This window comes from Gammaproteobacteria bacterium (assembly GCA_034522055.1).
In the GTDB taxonomy this organism is placed as follows: domain Bacteria; phylum Pseudomonadota; class Gammaproteobacteria; order JAABTG01; family JAABTG01; genus JAABTG01.
In genome coordinates this window covers 2,695,233-2,712,753 of record JAXHLS010000002.1, presented here as the reverse complement: position 1 = coordinate 2,712,753, position 17,521 = coordinate 2,695,233, and the positions used below count along the sequence as shown (strand labels likewise).

At 62.2% G+C, this 17,521-nt stretch carries 16 protein-coding genes and 2 pseudogenes; 10 read left to right on the top strand and 8 right to left on the bottom strand.

All coding sequences use genetic code 11. The features are described 5' to 3' along the window. Positions 1-329 precede the first annotated feature (329 nt). From U5S82_13195 to U5S82_13160, 8 genes and pseudogenes are all read left to right on the top strand, one after another. The gene (locus U5S82_13195) at positions 330-542 is read left to right on the top strand and encodes a hypothetical protein (GenBank protein ID MDZ7752590.1); all 213 of its coding nucleotides are present in this window, start codon (positions 330-332) and stop codon (positions 540-542) included. Positions 543-641: 99 nt separating this feature from the next. Continuing rightward, positions 642-2,483 carry an asparagine synthase C-terminal domain-containing protein gene (locus U5S82_13190; protein MDZ7752589.1) on the top strand — a complete coding sequence of 614 codons (1,842 nt, stop codon included), beginning with the start codon at positions 642-644 and terminating at the stop codon, positions 2,481-2,483. A gap of 468 nt (positions 2,484-2,951) precedes the next feature. Further along, the gene (locus tag U5S82_13185; protein MDZ7752588.1) at positions 2,952-3,221 is read left to right on the top strand and encodes a hypothetical protein; all 270 of its coding nucleotides are present in this window, start codon (positions 2,952-2,954) and stop codon (positions 3,219-3,221) included. 71 nt (positions 3,222-3,292) lie between these two features. Next, positions 3,293-3,640 (top strand): annotated as a pseudogene (locus tag U5S82_13180) (AMP-binding protein). Between the two features lie 16 nt (positions 3,641-3,656). After that, positions 3,657-3,968 (top strand): asparagine synthase-related protein, encoded by a 312-nt coding sequence (locus U5S82_13175; GenBank protein ID MDZ7752587.1) that lies wholly within the window; start codon positions 3,657-3,659, stop codon positions 3,966-3,968. A gap of 163 nt (positions 3,969-4,131) precedes the next feature. Then, positions 4,132-5,505: a VanZ family protein gene (locus U5S82_13170; protein MDZ7752586.1), complete on the top strand. Its 1,374-nt coding sequence runs from the start codon at positions 4,132-4,134 to the stop codon at positions 5,503-5,505. Beyond that, a complete protein-coding gene (locus U5S82_13165) occupies positions 5,502-6,458 on the top strand; it encodes a hypothetical protein (protein ID MDZ7752585.1) in 957 nt (318 codons plus the stop codon). The genes U5S82_13170 and U5S82_13165 overlap by 4 nt, the downstream gene beginning before the upstream one ends. A 270-nt stretch (positions 6,459-6,728) precedes the next feature. Beyond that, positions 6,729-7,928, top strand: a complete 1,200-nt coding sequence (locus U5S82_13160; GenBank protein MDZ7752584.1) for an acyltransferase — start codon at positions 6,729-6,731, stop codon at positions 7,926-7,928. A 530-nt stretch (positions 7,929-8,458) separates the two neighbouring features. Here the strand turns inward: U5S82_13160 and U5S82_13155 are convergent. The 3 genes and pseudogenes from U5S82_13155 to U5S82_13145 all read right to left on the bottom strand — a co-directional run bounded on the left by U5S82_13155 (position 8,459) and on the right by U5S82_13145 (position 9,974). Then, a complete protein-coding gene (locus U5S82_13155; GenBank protein ID MDZ7752583.1) occupies positions 8,459-8,647 on the bottom strand; it encodes a hypothetical protein in 189 nt (62 codons plus the stop codon). A gap of 1 nt (position 8,648) precedes the next feature. Further along, positions 8,649-9,497 carry an ATP-binding protein gene (locus tag U5S82_13150; protein ID MDZ7752582.1) on the bottom strand — a complete coding sequence of 283 codons (849 nt, stop codon included), beginning with the start codon at positions 9,495-9,497 and terminating at the stop codon, positions 8,649-8,651. A gap of 6 nt (positions 9,498-9,503) precedes the next feature. Next, a pseudogene (locus U5S82_13145) lies at positions 9,504-9,974 on the bottom strand (IS481 family transposase). Positions 9,975-10,123: 149 nt separating this feature from the next. Here U5S82_13145 and U5S82_13140 point away from each other — a divergent pair. Continuing rightward, positions 10,124-10,579, top strand: coding sequence for a hypothetical protein (locus U5S82_13140; GenBank protein ID MDZ7752581.1), 456 nt, complete (start codon positions 10,124-10,126; stop codon positions 10,577-10,579). Here U5S82_13140 and U5S82_13135 read toward each other — a convergent pair. Continuing rightward, positions 10,531-12,078, bottom strand: coding sequence for an ISKra4 family transposase (locus tag U5S82_13135; protein ID MDZ7752580.1), 1,548 nt, complete (start codon positions 12,076-12,078; stop codon positions 10,531-10,533). The two genes, U5S82_13140 and U5S82_13135, sit on opposite strands and share 49 nt — an antisense overlap. Positions 12,079-12,463: 385 nt before the next feature. Between U5S82_13135 and U5S82_13130 the strand changes: the two genes are divergently transcribed. Further along, positions 12,464-13,717 (top strand): ISL3 family transposase, encoded by a 1,254-nt coding sequence (locus U5S82_13130; protein ID MDZ7752579.1) that lies wholly within the window; start codon positions 12,464-12,466, stop codon positions 13,715-13,717. A gap of 67 nt (positions 13,718-13,784) precedes the next feature. Here the strand turns inward: U5S82_13130 and U5S82_13125 are convergent, their stop codons facing one another. The 4 genes from U5S82_13125 to U5S82_13110 all read right to left on the bottom strand — a co-directional run bounded on the left by U5S82_13125 (position 13,785) and on the right by U5S82_13110 (position 17,194). Beyond that, positions 13,785-14,546, bottom strand: a complete 762-nt coding sequence (locus U5S82_13125) for a hypothetical protein (GenBank protein MDZ7752578.1) — start codon at positions 14,544-14,546, stop codon at positions 13,785-13,787. A gap of 15 nt (positions 14,547-14,561) precedes the next feature. Beyond that, positions 14,562-15,203: a SatD family protein gene (locus U5S82_13120; protein ID MDZ7752577.1), complete on the bottom strand. Its 642-nt coding sequence runs from the start codon at positions 15,201-15,203 to the stop codon at positions 14,562-14,564. A gap of 1,159 nt (positions 15,204-16,362) precedes the next feature. Continuing rightward, positions 16,363-16,776, bottom strand: a complete 414-nt coding sequence (locus tag U5S82_13115; GenBank protein MDZ7752576.1) for a DUF86 domain-containing protein — start codon at positions 16,774-16,776, stop codon at positions 16,363-16,365. Continuing rightward, entirely contained in the window at positions 16,763-17,194 is a 432-nt protein-coding gene (locus U5S82_13110) for a nucleotidyltransferase domain-containing protein (GenBank protein ID MDZ7752575.1), read from the bottom strand. The genes U5S82_13115 and U5S82_13110 overlap by 14 nt, the downstream gene beginning before the upstream one ends. Between the last annotated feature and the right edge of the window lie 327 nt (positions 17,195-17,521).

Here is a 17,521-nt window from a genome sequence, read left to right as displayed (position 1 = left end):
GGAGAGTAACTGGATGGCTCCTCTCCCCGGGGAGAGGGAGAGTAACCTGGACACGGCGTCACCAATGGCACGACCTCGACGACTCCTCCACCGCCTCCAGCAAGGTCCCTTCTCCCCCGGGGAGAAGGACAGGATGAGGGGATACGGCGCAGGGGCGGAGCCGCCGGCCGGGCTTTTAATCCCCTCACCCCGGCCCTGTACTCCGGGCATCCTGCCCTTCGCCCTGCGGGCCGCGCCAGGGCGCGTTCAAATCCGTTCCCGACGGATTTGTCCCGGAGGGAGAGGGAGCGTTCGTACTTCGCGACTTTTACGTTAAGGAGATTCAAACCATGCGAGAACTCAGCAACACCCTCGGCAATATCGCCGCCATCCTCGGCATACTCATCTGCCTCGTCTCCGGTGGCGCCCGGGTGGCGGGCTTTTACTACATCTTCAACTATGAGGCGCTAACCCTGTTCATCGGCGGCACCGGCCTGATGGTCTTTGCCTGCCTGGCGAAGGTGGAGGCCCTGCTGGTGCTCAGGACCGAAGACCGCTTCTGAAGCCGTGCCCGGGTTCTGAGGGGGCACCGCCGGCACAAGTCTCCGGGATTCCTGCCGACACAGGGATCCGTCCCTGACCGCGCCTGAAGGAAGATCCCCATGACGATGCTGCTGGGCTATCTGGCTCCCCCTGACGGCGCCCCCACGCGCGCCACCGCCCAGGCGATGGCGGAACGGGCGGGGTTGCCGGAAAACGCCGTCCAGATGGCCGAAAATGGGGCCGCGGAGCGGCCCGCGGCGGCCATGGCCGGCGCCACCGTCCACCGCCAGGACGGCCTGCTCGCCGCGGTGGCCGGTCGCCCCCTGTGGCGGGACGGTCGACTCGCCGCGCTGGCGTCCGATATCTCCCCCGCCGCCGCCCTGGCGGCGGCCTATGGCGACGACCCGGAACGCTGGGTCCACCACGTGGGTGGACACTTCGCCGTGGCGGTCATCGACCCCGGGCGCGGCGAGGCCCAACTCGCGGTGGACCGGCTCGGGGTACAGGCCCTGTATTACGGCGTCACGAACGCCGGGGCCCTGGTCTTTGGCACCGGCGCGGCACCGCTGCTGGGCTTCCCCGGCATCGACGGGCGGCTGTCCCCCCAGGGGATCTATCACTACGCCTATTTCCACATGGTCCCGGGGCCGGGCACCATCTACCGCGGCCTGCAGAAACTCCCCCCGGCGGCGCGGCTGCACTTCGGCTCGGGGGCCCCGCGCCTCGACACCTATTGGTGTCCCACCTTCGCCGAGGACGGGGCGGCCGACATCGCGGAACTCAGCCGCGAACTCCACGACACCCTGTTCCGCTCCGTCGCCGCCGACGCCGCCGGCGGCAGGCCGGTGGGCGCCTACCTCAGCGGCGGGCTCGACAGTTCCACCGTCACCGGCAAGCTGGCCGAGACTCAGCCGGGCGCCGACACCTTCTCCATCGGTTTCGACGCCGAAGGCTACGACGAGACCCCCTACGCCCGCGCCACCGCCAGCCACTTCGGCGCCCGCCCCCACGAATACTACGTCACCCCCGAGGACGTGGTGGCCGGAGTACAGCGCATCGCCGGGGCCTACGACGAGCCCTTCGGCAACTCCTCCGCCCTGCCCGCCTATTACTGCGCCCGCATGGCCCGGGACCACGGCATCGACGTCCTGCTGGCGGGGGACGGCGGCGACGAGATCTTCGCCGGCAACGAGCGCTACGTGACCCAGGAAGTGTTCGAGCGCTACGGTCGCGCCCCTGCCCCCCTGCGCGGCCTCATGGACCTCCCCTTCGCCGCCCTGCCGTTCCTCAAGACCCTGCCGCTCTTGCGCAAGGCCCACAGCTACATCACCCAGGCCAAAGTACCCCTACCGGATCGACTCCAGCGCTATAACTTCCTGCACCGCATGGCCACCGCCGAGATGTTCAGCGCCGACTTCCTTGCCGGCGTGGACCAGGAGCTGCCCCTGGAGCTGCAACGCAACCGCTACCGGGAACCGGCCGAGGCCTCCCGCGTCAACCGCATGCTCTACTTCGACTGGAAGTTCACCCTGGCCGACAACGACCTGCGCAAGGTCAACCGTACCGCCGAGCTGGCCGGCGTCGAAGTCCGCTACCCCATGATTTCCGACGGCATGGTGGAACTGTCCTGCCGCATCCCCACCCGCCTCAAGCTCAAGGACAACCGGCTACGGTGGTTTTACCGCCAGGCCATGGAGGGCTACCTGCCGGATCAGGTGTTGCGCAAGTCCAAGCACGGTTTCGGCCTGCCCTTCGGGGTATGGATGGCCGACTACGCCCCCCTGCGGGACCTCGCCACCCACTCCCTGGAGCGCCAGAAGGGCGCGGGGATCTTCCGCCCGGAATTCCTCGACCGCCTGCTCGAAATGCACCGCACCGGCCACGCCGCCTACTACGGCGAACTGGTGTGGGTGATCATGATGCTGGACCTGTGGCTGGAGACCCACGACGGACACCCCTGAGCCCGGCCCGGCCGGGCTCCGCATCCCCTCACCCCGGCCCTCTCCCCGGGGGAGAGGGGCGTAACCAGAACGGCGTCACCAATGGCACGGCCTGGACGCCCCCTCCACCGCCTCCAGCAAGGTCCCTTCTCCCTCGGGGAGAAGGACAGGATGAGGGGGTACGGCCCAGGGGCGGAGTTGCCGGCCGGGCTCCTTTTCCCCTCACCCCGGCCCTCTCCCCGGGGGAGAGGGAGAGTAACCTGGTCGGCCCGCTCCCCAAGGGAGAGGGAGGGTAACTTGATGGATCCTCTGCCCGAGGAAGAGGGGACCTGCTATCTTGTGGTGTCAGGGGACCGCATGCCGGGTCCGTGCGTATGCGCTGCCCAAAAAGGTCTCTCTGGGAGAGAGCCGGGGTGAGCAGAGCATAGCCCGGACGCCCACCAGAATCTGCGGTTCGTCACCGACCCGCCCACGGAGAACCTGGAGCCCATGAGCGAAGAAACTGAAGACAGGCAGACTGGCAACCGGGCCGCCACCCGGCGACATTGGCCAGTCAAGCGCACGACCCTTGAAGACCAGGATACCACCGCCGATCTCCGAGACCTCGCGCCGGAGGAGCGGGTGGGCATGATGTGGCGCTTGGCGCTGGACGCGTGGCTGCTCTCAGGCCGGGCCATACCGCAATACAGGCGGGCGGATGCGCCGGGCCGGGTGCTCCGGTTGAACACGAGCGACGGGCCGGCAAGCGACCTTGATTGAAGGCCTGAAACTCCGCCCCCGGCTGCGATACCCTCAGGTCGGCGCGGCGCGCAACTCCATTCGAGTATTCCATGGCCGACCTCCTCCACGAACTGCTCTTCGATGGCGCCCAGCGACAGGGCGACGTGTCGTGTCTCGGTTGGCAGGGCGGTAGCCGGGACTACGCCGCCGTTGCCGCCGAGGTAGAGGCCTTCGCCGCCGGACTCGTCGCGCTGGACCTCGGCCCCGCCGAGCGGGTGGCGGTCTACCTGCCCAAGCGCTTCGAGACTGTAACCGCCCTCTTCGGTGCGGCGGCGGCCGGCGGGATCCTCGTGCCGGTGAACCCGCTCCTCAAGCCCCACCAAGTGGCCCACATCCTCAGGGACTCCGGCGCCCGCGTTCTGGTCACCACGGCCCACCCGGTACAGCTGCTGGCCGAAGTGCTGCCCGCCTGTCATGATCTCCGACGGGATGGTGGAACTGTCCTGTCGCATCCCCACCCGCCTCAAGCTCAAGGACAACCGGCTGCGGTGGTTCTACCGCCATGCCATGGAGGGCTACCTGCCGGAGCAGGTGTTGCGCAAGTCCAAGCACGGTTTTGGCCTGCCCTTCGGGGTATGGATGGCCGACTACACCCCCCTGCGAGACCTCGCCACCCATTCCCTGGAGCGCCAGAAGGGCGCAGGCATCTTCCGCCCCGAGTTCCTGGACCGGGCCCTGGAACAACACCGCACCCGCCACGCCGCCTACTACGGCGAGCTGATGTGAGTGATCATGATGCTCGACCTGTAGCTGGAGGCCCATGGCCAGGCTGGCATCGCGGGCATCCCGGCCACTCCCCGTGCCGCCACGGGCTGACGGCCGCCGTCGCCCCCGGAGCAGGCGCGGGAGCCTTAGAGCCGGGCATCCGGCGTTGCCAAAGTACTCTGAAATGAAACCACCAGAACCGGCAGACCGCCCCCGGACCGGCCGGAGCCTCTTCCTCATCGCCGCCCTCGGCTACCTGGTGTTCGTGATCTACGGCAGCCTGGTGCCCCTCGAATACCGGCCCGTGTCGTGGGAGGAGGCCGTCGAGCGCTTCCGCCATATCCCCTTCCTCAACCTCGGCATCGGCTCCCGGGCCGACTGGGTGGCGAACCTGCTGCTGTTCATCCCCCTGGCTTACCTGGCGCTGGCCGCCCTATGGCCTCGCCAGAGCACGGCCGCGCGGATCATCATCTCGGCCCTGTTGTGGCCGGTGCTGGTGGGCTTGGCCTTCGCCATCGAGTTCACCCAGATATTCTTTCCCCAGCGCACCGTGTCCCAGAACGACATCCTGGCCGAGAGCCTGGGCGGTCTGGTGGGCATCGGCCTGTGGTGGTGGAACGGTGCCGCGGTGTCGCGCTGGCTGGCGGCCTGGCGTACCGCCCGGGGCCCTGCCAGTGTAGCCGAGCGCCTGCTGGTGGCCTATCTCGTCGTGCTGTTCGGCTACAGCCTGCTGCCGCTGGATCTCACCATCAGCCCCGTCGAGGTGTATCACAAGTGGCAGGAGGGCAAGGTAGTCCTCGTGCCCTTCTCCGGATACCCCGGGGGCACGGCGGAATGGTTGTACGAAGTGGCCACCGATATTGCCCTGTGGATCCCGGTGTCGTTGCTGTGGGCGGTCTCAGGGCGCCGCAGCCGCCTTGGCGCCTGGCGCTGGGCGGTGCTGGCCGCCTTGATCCTGGAAGGCCTGCAGCTGCTGGTCTATAGCCGGGTGACAGACATCAGCGACATCCTTACCGCCATGGTGGGGGCAGGCATCGGCGTATGGTTGGTGCCGGCCAAGGGACGTCCGCAGACACGGGCACGGAACCACGAGGGGCGCGGGGGCCTGGTGTGGCTGGGCATGGCGGTGTTCTCCCTGGGCACCCTGGTTATGCTGGCGGTGTTCTGGTACCCCTACGACTTCGTCCTCGAACGCAGTTTCCTGCGCGAACGCATCCAGCTGCTCTACCAGGTGCCCTTCCGGGCCTACTACTATGGAACGGAGTTCCGTGCCGTGACCTCCCTCATCCAGCGCCTCGCCTTCTTCGCGCCCCTGGGGGCCGGGCTGGCTCTGATGGTCACACCCCTGCGTGACCGCGCCCTCCGGTGGACCTTCCATCTGGTGGCCGTCGCCGTCCTGGCGGGTGTGGCCATGGTGGCCGAACTGGGACAGGTAGCTCTGCCCGGCAAGAACGCGGATTCCACCGACTGGGCCCTGGAGTTGATCGGCGGAATGGCGGGCTATGCTGTGACCCTGTGGGCCGTGGCACGGTCGCGCGGCGGGGCGCGAGGCTCATGAGCCAGCGACAACTGCTCTGGCTGGTGGCTGGGGCCTGCGGCGCCTTCCTGGTGCTGCGGTTCGCTGCGGTCCATGAAGGCGTGCCCTACAACGTGCGCGAGCTCTTTGCCTTGGGCCCGACCCTCTCGAGCCTGCTCCTGGTGGCCGGCCTATATCTGCTGTTCTCACCCCTGGCGTTGGTTACCCCATGGATCGGAAGCGGTGGTGCGGGCCGCGGCGCCGCATTGGTCGGGCTCGTCATTGGTCACGCCGCATTGGCCTACGCCCTCCTCCGCATGGTGGTCCCCCTCGAGGCCATCCACGACGTGGTGGGATACCCCGTATGGGGTCAAGTGCCGGAAGTGGAGCGCCTGATCCGGTTCATCGCACTCTTTTCCTCGATCTTCCTGCTGCTGCTTCTGGGAACACTGCTCGCTGCTGGACTTGCACAGAGGGCCGAAACCGTCGCCAGCGCCTTGCGGCGCTGGGCGGGCGGGCCGCTCGTTTACCTGGTGCTGGCCTATCTGCTGGTTGTTCCCTATGCAGCCACGGTCAACCTGGTCGAGCTCATCGAGCAATCGAACCGGGCCCTGGGGGCGTTCTTCATTGCGTCGTCCATCGTCATGGCGGGGCTCGCCGCGGGCCTGCTGGCCGCGCTCCTGTCCGGTGCCAACCGCCGGCCATGGTTCATCCTGCCCATCATCCTCGCCACCGCTCCTCTTGCCTACGGTGGCCTGTGGCTCGGCACCGAAAACGACATTATCAAGTACGGCCAGCGATTTAGCGCTCTGCAGTTTCTCCTGAGCGCGAATCGGGACGCCCTCGTCCACGGAATGGACCTGTGGTTGCGATATGGAATCGCCTATTTAACCGCCATCGGTCTGCTGTCAATCATCCTCAGTCCGTTTTGGCCTGCGGGCCCCACCACCCTCTCGGATAAGGTCCCTTCTCTTCCAAAGAGAAGGACAGGATGAGGGGATACCGGGCCGGGACAGAGCTTCCAGCCTGGCTTCGCATCCCTCACCCCGGCCCTGTACTCCGAGCATCCTGCCCTTCGCCCTGCGCGCCGCGCCACTTCCCTGGGCGGCCCAGGCCACCCAGAACACATCGACAACCACCTTCGCCAGATAGAGCACGGTGGCCAGCCGCGCCAACGCCGATGAGTACGCCACGGCGCCATCGCGATTGCCTGGCAGTTGTTCCCCTCTCATACTTACAGTCTGTCGCTCCGGTGAACCCTGCTCGTGTCGTCGCCCCGATTATACGCCCCCACCCATACGCCTGACGCCCGGCCCCAGGGCTATATCCCGGGTCTCGATGGCCTGCGTGCCCTGGCGTGCCTCGCCGTCTTCGCGGAGCACTTCCAGCAGAAGACGGGGCTCGGCGGCACCCTCGGGCCCTTCGATGTGGAACGGTGGTTGCTAAGTGGTTGGGGCGTCGCTCTACTGTTTTCCTTGAGTGGATTTCTGCTCAGCCTTCCTCTGTGGCGCAATCTTCACACCGGCAGCCCGCCGCCTCGGCTTGCCGGTTTCTGGGCCCGCCGACTCGTACGCCTGGCACCCGCCTATTTCGTCTGTCTGACGATTCTAATCGTCCACAACAGCCATTGGGACGAACCACGCGGCGTGGCGGATACGGTGTTGCACTTCCTCTTCCTGTTCAATTTCGCCGAGTTCTCCTTCTACTCCATAAACCCACCCTTTTGGGCCTTGGGCATCATCTTCCAGTTCTACATTCTCTTTCCACTGCTGTTCGCCGTCGCACGCCTGGGCGGTAGGCGGGGTGCCCCCTGGATAGTGGGCGCGCTGGCCATAGGTGGCTACCTCCTTCACCTGGCCCTGATGGCGACGATAGTGCCCGCGCTCCAGCCCTGGCCGTTCCCGGAGCACATCCTGCGCCCGGAAGGCTACGTACTCAGCCGCTCACTGCTCGCCCATCTGCCCCACTTCCTGTTAGGGGCATTGGCCGGCCATTATTGGATAACATCGCACTCGCCGACGGCCGATACGACATCGCCCCATGGCCGACGGTTCGATATCTCCTTTTTGGTGATGGCCGGACTGGTAACCGTGATGCTTGGCACCGCCGCAGGCGACCTGGCGTCCCTGCCCCACGGCCGCTATGCACTGCCGCTGGTCCCCATCGGACTCGCGTTACTGGTGCTGTGGACGCCACGTGCCCCTATGGCGCGCCTGATCCTGGAAAGCCTGCCTATCCGCACCCTGGGGCTGATCTCCTATGGCATTTATATTTATCATTATCCGGCCCTCAATCTGACCGGCAGGGTGATGGAGCGCTACGGCGTTCCGCCAGCTGAAAACATGGCGCTCTACGCCGCCATCGCCTTGGGGCTGACCATCGTGGTCTCCGCCGGCTCATACCTACTGGTGGAAAAACCGATTCTCAAGGCCACCAGACGCCTGTCGGCAAGCCAAGGCCCTTAACGCCAGCAGGCCTTATCGGCGGCGTCCTCCCGCGGTACGGCCTGAACAGCCCCTCCGCCGCATCAAAAATGGTGCTTTCCCCAGGGGGATGACAGCCGCGGACGAAGGATCAAGCGCACTGGCGGGCGGGTCAAGCGCCGCGGACGCCTGCGGACGGGTCCCGGAGGGGCAGGGAGAGTAATAGAAGGAGGCCTCCGATAGCACGCCGGGACTCCCTTTTCATCGCCTCCAGCAAGGTCCCTTCTCCCCCGGGAGAAGGACAGGATGAGGGGTTATGGCCCAGGCACGGAGCTACCGGCCGGGCTTCGCATCCCCTCACCCCGGCCCTCTCCCCGGGGGAGAGGGAGAGTAAAATGGTCAGCCCTCGGCCACAGGGAGAGGGAGAGTAAGCTGATCGGCCCTCTCCCAGCAGGAGAGGAGAGTAACTTGATGAGAGCGGTCACCCGATTTGATGGACTGATTTTCACGATTGGTGATGGTTCTATCGACAGCGGTGACAGTGGCGTTGCCACCGCGGTCAGGTGCATAGATCAGAACGAGGGGTCGAGAGGCAAGGTCAGTTGATTGTCGTGGGAGCGCTGGTCGTGGTACCAGCGGTGTATTTGTGGGAAGTAGTGGTTTTGGAAGGCGGTATAGAAGTCTTCGAGGAACTCATTGAGTGCAACGACGGCTGCGTCGGGCAGTTCGGGGAAGGCGAAGCGATCGGCATCGTCGTGCATGTCAGCGGGCTCCAGCGGCGGTGCGTCGAGGCGGTTGCGTTGCGGGCGCAGCGAAGACCTGCAGATAGAGTTTTTCGTCGAGCACGGTGATGTCGCGCTGCGCGGCGGCCATGAGAAGTTCGGCGGCCATACTGATGAAGATGCGGTAGTTGCCGGCGGCGTGATCGGCGAGCGTGTGGCGCAGTTCCTGGGTCATGAGGCCGGCGTTGCCGGCGGCGGCGAGCAGGTGTTCGAGGCAGGCGAGGAGTTCTTCACGGGTTGCGACGCCGGTGGCGAGGCGTGTGCGAATGCCCGAGCCCAAGGGGATGAGTTCCTCGCGGCGGAGGTTGTCGAGCAGGCGAGCATCGCCTGAGAGCACCACGCACAGGAGCGATTGTGAATCGAAGCGTGCGCTGGCCAGCAGGCGCAGCTCACTCAAGACCATGGGGGTCATTTCCTGGGCTTCGTCGATGAGGATGACGGGGCGTCGATTGGCGGAGCCGAGATGGTCGAGCCAGCGGGCGCGCAGCGCCTTGAAGCCGCCCCAGCGATTGCTCATGCGCATGGCGATCCCGAAGATGTCCCCGAGTTCGCGGTAGAAGTCGCTCAAGTTGCTTTGCGGATGGTGGATGACGCCGACCGACAAGTCCGCCAGGCGTGAGAGGCGCTCGGCAAGCAGTCGCATGACGACGCTTTTGCCGGAGCCGGGATCACCATGGACAAGCGCGAAGCCGCCCTCGCGCAGGTGCGCCTGCTCGATACGCCAGCAGAAGTTCTCGATCTGGGGCGGCACATAGAGCGCTTCGGTCGGCACGTCGGGGGTAAAGGGGTTCCATTTGAGGCCATAGAGCGCCAGGAGTTTCTGGTTCATGCGGGGTCAATCCTTCTCGTTGGTGGGTAAATAGGCCGGCGGCAGGCCGGTGGCGGCGTAGTCGGCGATCATTTTTTTCATCAGCGGTGCGATGCCGGTGTTGGTCGCGGCGCTCGGCGCTGGGTGGGTCGGCTCGATGCGCCGGCGCAGGGCGTCGGCGTTGGCCGCTTTATCGAGCGGGCGCACCGGGCAGAGGATGGTGCCCGTGCGCGCATCGACCAGGTCGACGCGGCTCAAGTCCCAGCGGGCATAGCGCAGATGCACCTCGCTCAGATGACGATAGCGCGACGGCAGCTCGAAGCGCTGGCCGTCGAGACTGACGGTGCCGTCAGAGCGGCGTTGCTTGCGCTTGACCTCGAGGCGGAAGGCGGCGCGCAAGTCGTCGCTGCCGGGGCACTCGCGCGCGACGTTGGGGCCGGCGAGTAAGCGATCGAGCGGTGTCTCGCCGAGCTCGCTGTGCACGGTGCAATGATATTCGGCTCTTCAGGAAAATTTGTGGGTAAAAACGTAGATAACTAGCACTCCAGGGATGCAAATTTAGATTTTATTAGGGGAAGCGCATCCTGCTCCCTAACTCTGAGATGATGGAAGTACGACCAACCGTCAATCAGAAAAAAGGAGCGAGGATGCAAGTCAAGACTATCCTTAATCGAGTCCAGAAATTCAAATCTTTTGTGTACGGCGCCATCCGCTGGGTAGATGGCACGGAGGTGCCGACAATCGAGGCCGAACTCCACCCTCGCGGTAATGGGCGGCCGGAGTGCTCGAGGTGCGGCCGGCGCAGGCCGGGTTACGACACACTGCCGGTTCGAAGATTTGAGTTTATTCCGGTGTGGGGTATCAAGGTGTTTTTTCTCTATGCGCCACGCCGCGTCGACTGTCCAAGCTGTGGCATCGTGGTGGAGCGGATGCCTTGGGCCGAAGGCAAACATCGCCTGACCGAGGCCTATGCCTGGTTTCTGGCGAGCTGGGCCAAGCGCCTGAGCTGGAAGGAAGTTGCTGAAGCCTTTGGGTGCGGCTCTTTTAGAACGACTCATTCCGCCCAAACCATGGCTTGTGTTTCCGGCCCGTGGAAGCGCTGAAGGTGGTTTCTTTTCCACTCCTGCTTCTTGTGGAATGCCTGATACCTATCCCAGTCGCCACTGGCGCGGATCGCACGAAGCCGAAGGATGCCCTCCGCGGTTTTTAGCGACCAACGCGCCCCCGTTATTTCGAACCGATCAGCAATCAGATGGCGGCACGCGCCTTCGATCACGCCGGTTGCTATCGGGTAACCCTGTTGCATGAACTGGTCGTAACGCAACATCGCAGTATGGTTGGTCAAGTAATTCGCCACTGTCGCGATGACCTCTTGCTTCTTCGCTGACAGCGCGCAGCGCTTGGCCTTGATCCTTATCCCGGCCGCCACTGGGCCGGAACGTCCTTCAAGGATGGCTTGCGCCTTCTCCAACACCCAGTGCTCGGCCGCCTGCGCCTGCTCCTTATCTTTGCTGTCAAAGAAGCACCAGGTCGCGCGCCACAGGTATTCCAGGACATGGATGAAGTCCAGGATCAGCGGGACCTTAATGGCGTGTCGCTTGAACACCCGCTTGATTACCTTGATTTGGTCCTTGTGCCCGTCAACCAGCATCACCCAAGGCCGCTCGCGTTTCGGATCCCGGCGCAGGGATTCCTCCACAATTTGCTCCGTGACCCGCTCCATGTCTGCTTCGATCGAGGCCCATACTCGCTTGTTCTGCGCCTTCGGCGCGTCCTTGCGTGAAGGCTTACCGTCCTCCCCCTGTCTCCCTATCACGTCCACCGCTGAGCGAACGTGGGGCGCCACATCATAGACCGTGGCTACCGTCGCCATGCGCTTGCGGTTGCGTTTCTCCCCCGTGCTCAGACGCGTACACAGCGTATGGTGCTCCTGCTGTGCCGCTTTGCGTGTGGCCTCGCGCAGATCCTCATGACGTAGCGCGATCCCCTTGCCATCCTGGCTCATCACCAGCACGGTGCCCGGCAACTGTACCGGCGTGATGGCGCGCTGGGCGTAGAATGCCTCGAAATCCGTGCTCACCTCCGACACCAGCTCTTGTGCCTGACGCTTCGGTATCTTGCCCTCTATCAAAGTGGACAGTCCTTCAAGCGAGGCATCGAATGCGTTCTGACACACGGCCAGACTGATACATGCCCTCAGACCGTAGGTGTACTTCCTCTTCGGCATATTGAGGGCTTCATCCAGCGGAAAAAGACACTCACCCTGGGGGTGGCTGTAACCCTTTCTGCGATAGATGACTTCGCCAAACATACTCTCTATCTGGCGCTCGCAGCCTTCCCGGTAATAGGTGCGCACGACGTTGTCATGGCCCGTCACGGCTTCCCGCTTCACCTCTTCATTCGAGCGCACATCAAGCCCCGCCTGATACAGCAGCCGGCACAGCTCCTGCCCTTCCTGGTGGATCATGCTTTCCAGTTCGTCATGGCGCTGATTGGACGCTTCAGGCGACCGCAAACGGCTGATCACTCGCTCTAGCTGATCCCTCGTTGCGGTGAATTCATCGAATGTGGTCGGCTCGACTTTCGTATATGCTTTTTGCACAGGGTGTCTCCAATGGGGGGGGAGTTGGCCTCAAACTGCTTGTCTCCCCGTTGGTTACACCCTGTATTTTCTCCATGAAATATGCAACTACTTGTTTCTATTGGCCGATCAACTCGTTCTATAAGATCTGCACCCGAAGCCTTTCGCACCAGTTGGGACCATGTGTTCTGCTCGGTCGAGATGGCTATCACCTGGGGCCGGGAACATAGAGACCTGTCGGGCATTGAAGCTATTGGGGCTCTTCAGGAAAATTTGTGGGTAAAAACGTAGATAACTAGCACTCCAGGGATGCAAATTTAGATTTTATTAGGGGAAGCGCATCCTGCTCCCTAACTCTGAGATGATGGAAGTACGACCAACCGTCAATCAGAAAAAAGGAGCGAGGATGCAAGTCAAGACTATCCTTAATCGCGTCCAGAAATTCAAATCTTTTGTGTACGGCGCCATCCGTTGGGTAGATGGCACGGAGGTGCCGACAATCGAGGCCGAACTCCACCCTCGCGGTAATGGGCGGCCGGAGTGCTCGAAGTGCGGCCGGCGAAGGCCGGGTTACGACACACTGCCGGTTCGAAGATTTGAGTTTATTCCGGTGTGGGGTATTAAGGTGTTTTTTCTCTATGCACCACGCCGCGTCGACTGTCCTAGCTGTGGCATCGTGGTGGAGCGGATGCCTTGGGCCGAAGGCAAACATCGCCTGACCGAGGCCTATGCCTGGTTTCTGGCGAGCTGGGCCAAACGCCTGAGCTGGAAGGAAGTTGCTGAAGCCTTTCGCACCAGTTGGGACCATGTGTTCTGCTCGGTCGAGATGGCTGTCACCTGGGGCCGGGAACATAGAGACCTGTCGGGCATTGAAGCTATTGGTATCGATGAGATCCAATGGCAGAGGGGCCACAAGTACCTGACGCTGGTTTACCAGATCGACGTGGGCTGTAAACGGTTGCTGTGGATCGGCAAGAAACGGAAGGTCAAAACTTTGCTGGGATTCTTCCGGTGGCTTGGCAAGGAACGAACCGCTGAATTGCGCTATATCTGCAGCGATATGTGGAAGCCCTACCTGAGGGTGATCGCCAAGAAGGCGGGAGGTGCACTCCACATCCTGGACCGGTTCCACATCATGGCGCACTTGAGTAAAGCGATCGACGAGGTGCGGGCCGGGGAGGCGAAGGAGCTGAAGAAAAGGGGCTACGATCCGGTACTGACGAAGACCCGCTGGCTGCTGCTCAAGCGTCCGGAGAATCTGACGGAGAAACAGGAGACCAAACTGGCGGATCTGCTGCAGTACAATTTGAAGTCGGTCAGAAGCTATCTGCTCAAAGAAGAGTTTCAGCTCTTCTGGTCGTATCAGTCGCCCTATTGGGCCGGTGAGTTCCTGGATAAGTGGTGTACGAAAACGATGCGTTCCAAGATTGAGCCGATGAAGAAGGTGGCCCGCATGCTGAGAAACCATCGGCCCCTGCTGCTGAACTGGTTCCGGGCAAAAAAGCAGTTTTCGAGCGGCATTGTCGAAGGTTTCAATAACAAAGCGAAACTGACCACCAGAAAAGCATATGGCTTCAGGACTTATCATGCGGCAGAAATCGCTTTATATCATGCGCTTGGAGCATTACCTGTCCCGGAAACGGCCCACGAATTTTTCTGACGAGGCTTACTTTGTTCTGCAAGGGATGCTGAAAGGGTTGTTACGGAGTTACTGAGTGCACGTCGTGTCAGGTGAACCAGCTGCCACTCAATCCACCTATGATTTGGGCAACCAGTACAGTCAGGAGCATTGAAGAGAGGGTTCCGATCAGGACGTACTCGGCAAAGGTGCGCTCTTCCATCTGACGAAATCTTGCGAACGCTTTAGCCGCTATAATTAAGCCAATTACGTTGAAGTTCTGGCTGACCAACAAAACGCTGTACATTAACCAACGCTCGAGGATACCGATGACTCGCCCGGCGTTGTATTCCTGTTCGTCGAGTTGATCAGGTGATTTAGTCCCATCATTATCAGCGTGAAGACGTGGCTCCAAGTTAAAGCGGTGAAACAGGCTGCGGATCAGTAAATTGGCCTCGTTTGCCACCAGCAGAAAACCCAGGAGAAACCAAAGTGCCGGACTAAGGAAGCCATCGATGTTGGCACCAGCGCTTCCAAAGAAACTCACCAGTTCGGCGAGGACCGCGTTTAACCAGGTTGCCAGGGTGAGCTGCTCTCTGAGGAGCGTTGTTGCGACCAGAATGATCACAACACTCAATATGCGGCTTTCATTCAGCCAGCTTTCTTTTGGCCAGTACTCCGTTGCCAGGTGAACAAGCAAGACCACAACCGCTAATAGCATCGCCGGCCAGCCTACCGTAAAGAGCAGGAGGCAGAGCACTACCTGAACTGAAACCAAAAGCGTGATTGCCCTTCCGGGCAGGTGACTGTCGTTAAATATGAAGACCAGTCGGCTGAACAACAGGCCGTTCAGAAACAGCAATTCTTCCATGCGTTCGTTCCCTGTTTATTCAATTGGCCCGTCCTCCGCCAAGCAGTTGTTAAGAATCCCGGTCAAGGCGGATAGTACTTGCTTCACAGCCTCCAGTCCGCCGCTATGGATGTTCTTGTAGACGGCCTGCTCTGATATCTCAAGTCTGGCGGCTATGGTTTTCACTGGTTCACCAACCAGTATTCCATGCAGGATAGCAAAGCGGTTGGCTTCCCATCTTTGGAACCGTTGGCTAAGCAGGCGCAAAGACCCCTCAGCCAGCAAGGCCCAATTGTCAGGCAGGCCACCCAGGTATAGCAGGTCACCGCTATCCTTCAGCCGGTCGATGCCCTCGCGAGACCGATAAAAGGCCGGGCCGTCCATGCCCAGGGATTGTTCGGGATTCAGGTCGGTGGTGATATTGCCAAGGCCTAAGGAAAAGCGCACCTGATCAGGATGCAGTGCCGCCATGATTTGTACCATATCGTCGAAAACATGGTCTGCCGCATTGAACACAGCCTGGAATTCATCGCCCAGGGTCAGAGTGTAAGGTGAGACCGGTTTTGGTACCCGACTATTCAGGTTCTTCAGTATCGCTCTGAGTCGATTCTGGAGATCTCTACGGTTTTGCGAGTGCCGCGAAGCAATCAGATCACCAATGAGAACCAGGTACGGCATGGCTCAACCTTTTTGGTTGTTTAGGCGCATATTAAATAATAATGGTTTAAAATGTCAAAAATAAACCCGATTGGTTGTTCTCCAGACCTTTGTTTGACTCTCATGGCGATACGCGCCGCCCCAGATGATGAAAGAGGAGCGCGTATCGCCACGGTCCTTCCCTCACCCCAACCCTCTCCCCGGGGGAGAGGGGGAGTAACCTGATCGGCCCGCTCCCCAAGGGAGAGGGCCGTAACCTGAACGGCGTCACCAATCGTACGGCCGGGACGCCCCCTCCGCCGTCGCCGATAAGGTCCCTTCTCCCCCGGGGAAAAGGACAGGATGAGGGGATACGGCGCAGGAATGGAACCGCCGGCCAAGCTCCCATCCCCTCACCCCGGCCCTCTCCCCGGGGGAGAGGGAGAGTAACTTGATGGATGTTCTGCCCGGGGGAAAGGGGCGTAACCTGAACGGCGTCACCAATGGCACGGCCTGGGTGCCCCCTCCACCGTCGCAGATAAGGTCCCTTCTCCCCCGGGGAGAAGGACAGGATGAGGGGATACGGCGCAGGAATGGAACCGCCGGCCAAGCTCCCATCCCCTCACCCCGGCCCTCTCCCCTGGGGAGAGGGAGAGTAACTTGATGGATCTTCTGCCCGGGGGAGAGGGGCGTAACCTGAACGGCGTCACCAATGGCACGGCCCGGATGCCCCCTCCACCGTCGCAGATAAGGTCCCTTCTCCCCCGGGAGAAGGACAGGATGAGGGGCTACGGCGCAGGAATGGAACCGCCGGCCAAGCTCCCATCCCCTCACCCCGGCCCTCTCCCCGGGGAGAGGGAGAGTAATTGAAAAGGTCAAGAAACGACCCCTTTGCTCCCAGGCACGGAGCCGCCGGCCGGGCTCCGCATCTCCTCACCCCGGCCCTCTCCCCCGGGGAGAGGGAGAGTAACTTGAAACGGCGTCACCAATGGCACGGCCTCGATGACTCCTCCACCGCTTCCGGCAAGGTCCCTTCTCCCCGGGGGAGAAGGACAGGATGAGGGGATACGGCCCGAGTTCGGAGCCGCCGGCCGGGCTCCCATCCCCTCATCCCGGCCCTCTCCCAGAGGGAGAGGGAGAGTAATTTAAAGGTCAAGAAACGACCCCTTTATCCTCGTATCCTCGGGTCCTTTGTCCTGTTTCAGGGCTCTATTTTCAGACCGACAGCAGCGCACAGGGCGACGAAATCCCGCCAGCCTTCCTGGACGATCCAATGGATGACCTGCGGCTCGATATCCTGATATTGATGGATGGCGATATTGCGGAAACCGGTCATGCCGGAAAGGCGTGATGCCAGGGAATGGTTTATTTTCCCCGCGTGCTGAAGCAGGCCGAAGGCTTCGGCACTGCTTTGCGGCATGCCGAGATGCTCTTTCGAGACGATGTGCATGGCCAGGTCGATGGCCGCTTGGCAGGCCCGCTCGATATTGAGAACCAGCGCATCCAAATGAGTGGGGTTCGTCAGGCTCCGGTCGGCATCATACTCTTCCCGCATGCGGCGAATGCAGCGCTCGATGATCGCCGCCTTGTTCAGGCTGACGTCATCCAGGGGCACGGTAGCTCTCCTCGACCACCTGGCGATCCTGGCGGAAGGTCAAGTAGCAGCCCAACAACCGTGTTTCTGTCGCTTCGGCATAATCTTCCTCCAGAGTGATAATGCGCCGGCCATTGAGTATCGCTTCCCGGGCATAGACGAGGTTGCGCGCCGTGATCACGCCCACATCCACCGTCCTCTTCAATCTGGCTTCAAGCCGGCCGGCGATAGCGAGGCGGGCCTGCATCGATATGCCGTTCTCGTCCATGGGAAGCAGGGCAATATCGATGTCGCTGTCGGGGCGCAGATGGCCGGTCACGGCAGACCCCAGGACATAGACGGCGGCAATGACGGTTGTTCCCTGGAAGACATGTTTCAACTCTTCTGCCAGAGTCGACATATCCAGCCCATTTGGTTGCTCATACTCGGAATGGCTCATCACCCTTATCCCCCCTGATGGCACAGACTTTAACGTGAAAGTCGCGAAGCACGCCCCCCCTCTCCCCATCGGGGGGGACAAATCCGCCGGGCGCGGATTTGAACGCACGAAGTGCGGCCCCGCAGGGGCGAAGGGCAGGATGCCCGGAGTAAAGGGTTGGGGTGAGGGCGACAGCAACCGAGGCTAACCCCATTGCGCCTCCCAGCTGCGCTACGGCTGTGGATTGAAGCGGAGCCCAGGACTTAAAGGTCAAGAAACGACCCCTGTGTTCTTTCGTGGTGCGAGGAACGGGGCCAAGAAAGAACACAATGGAGAGCGGCGACCCCG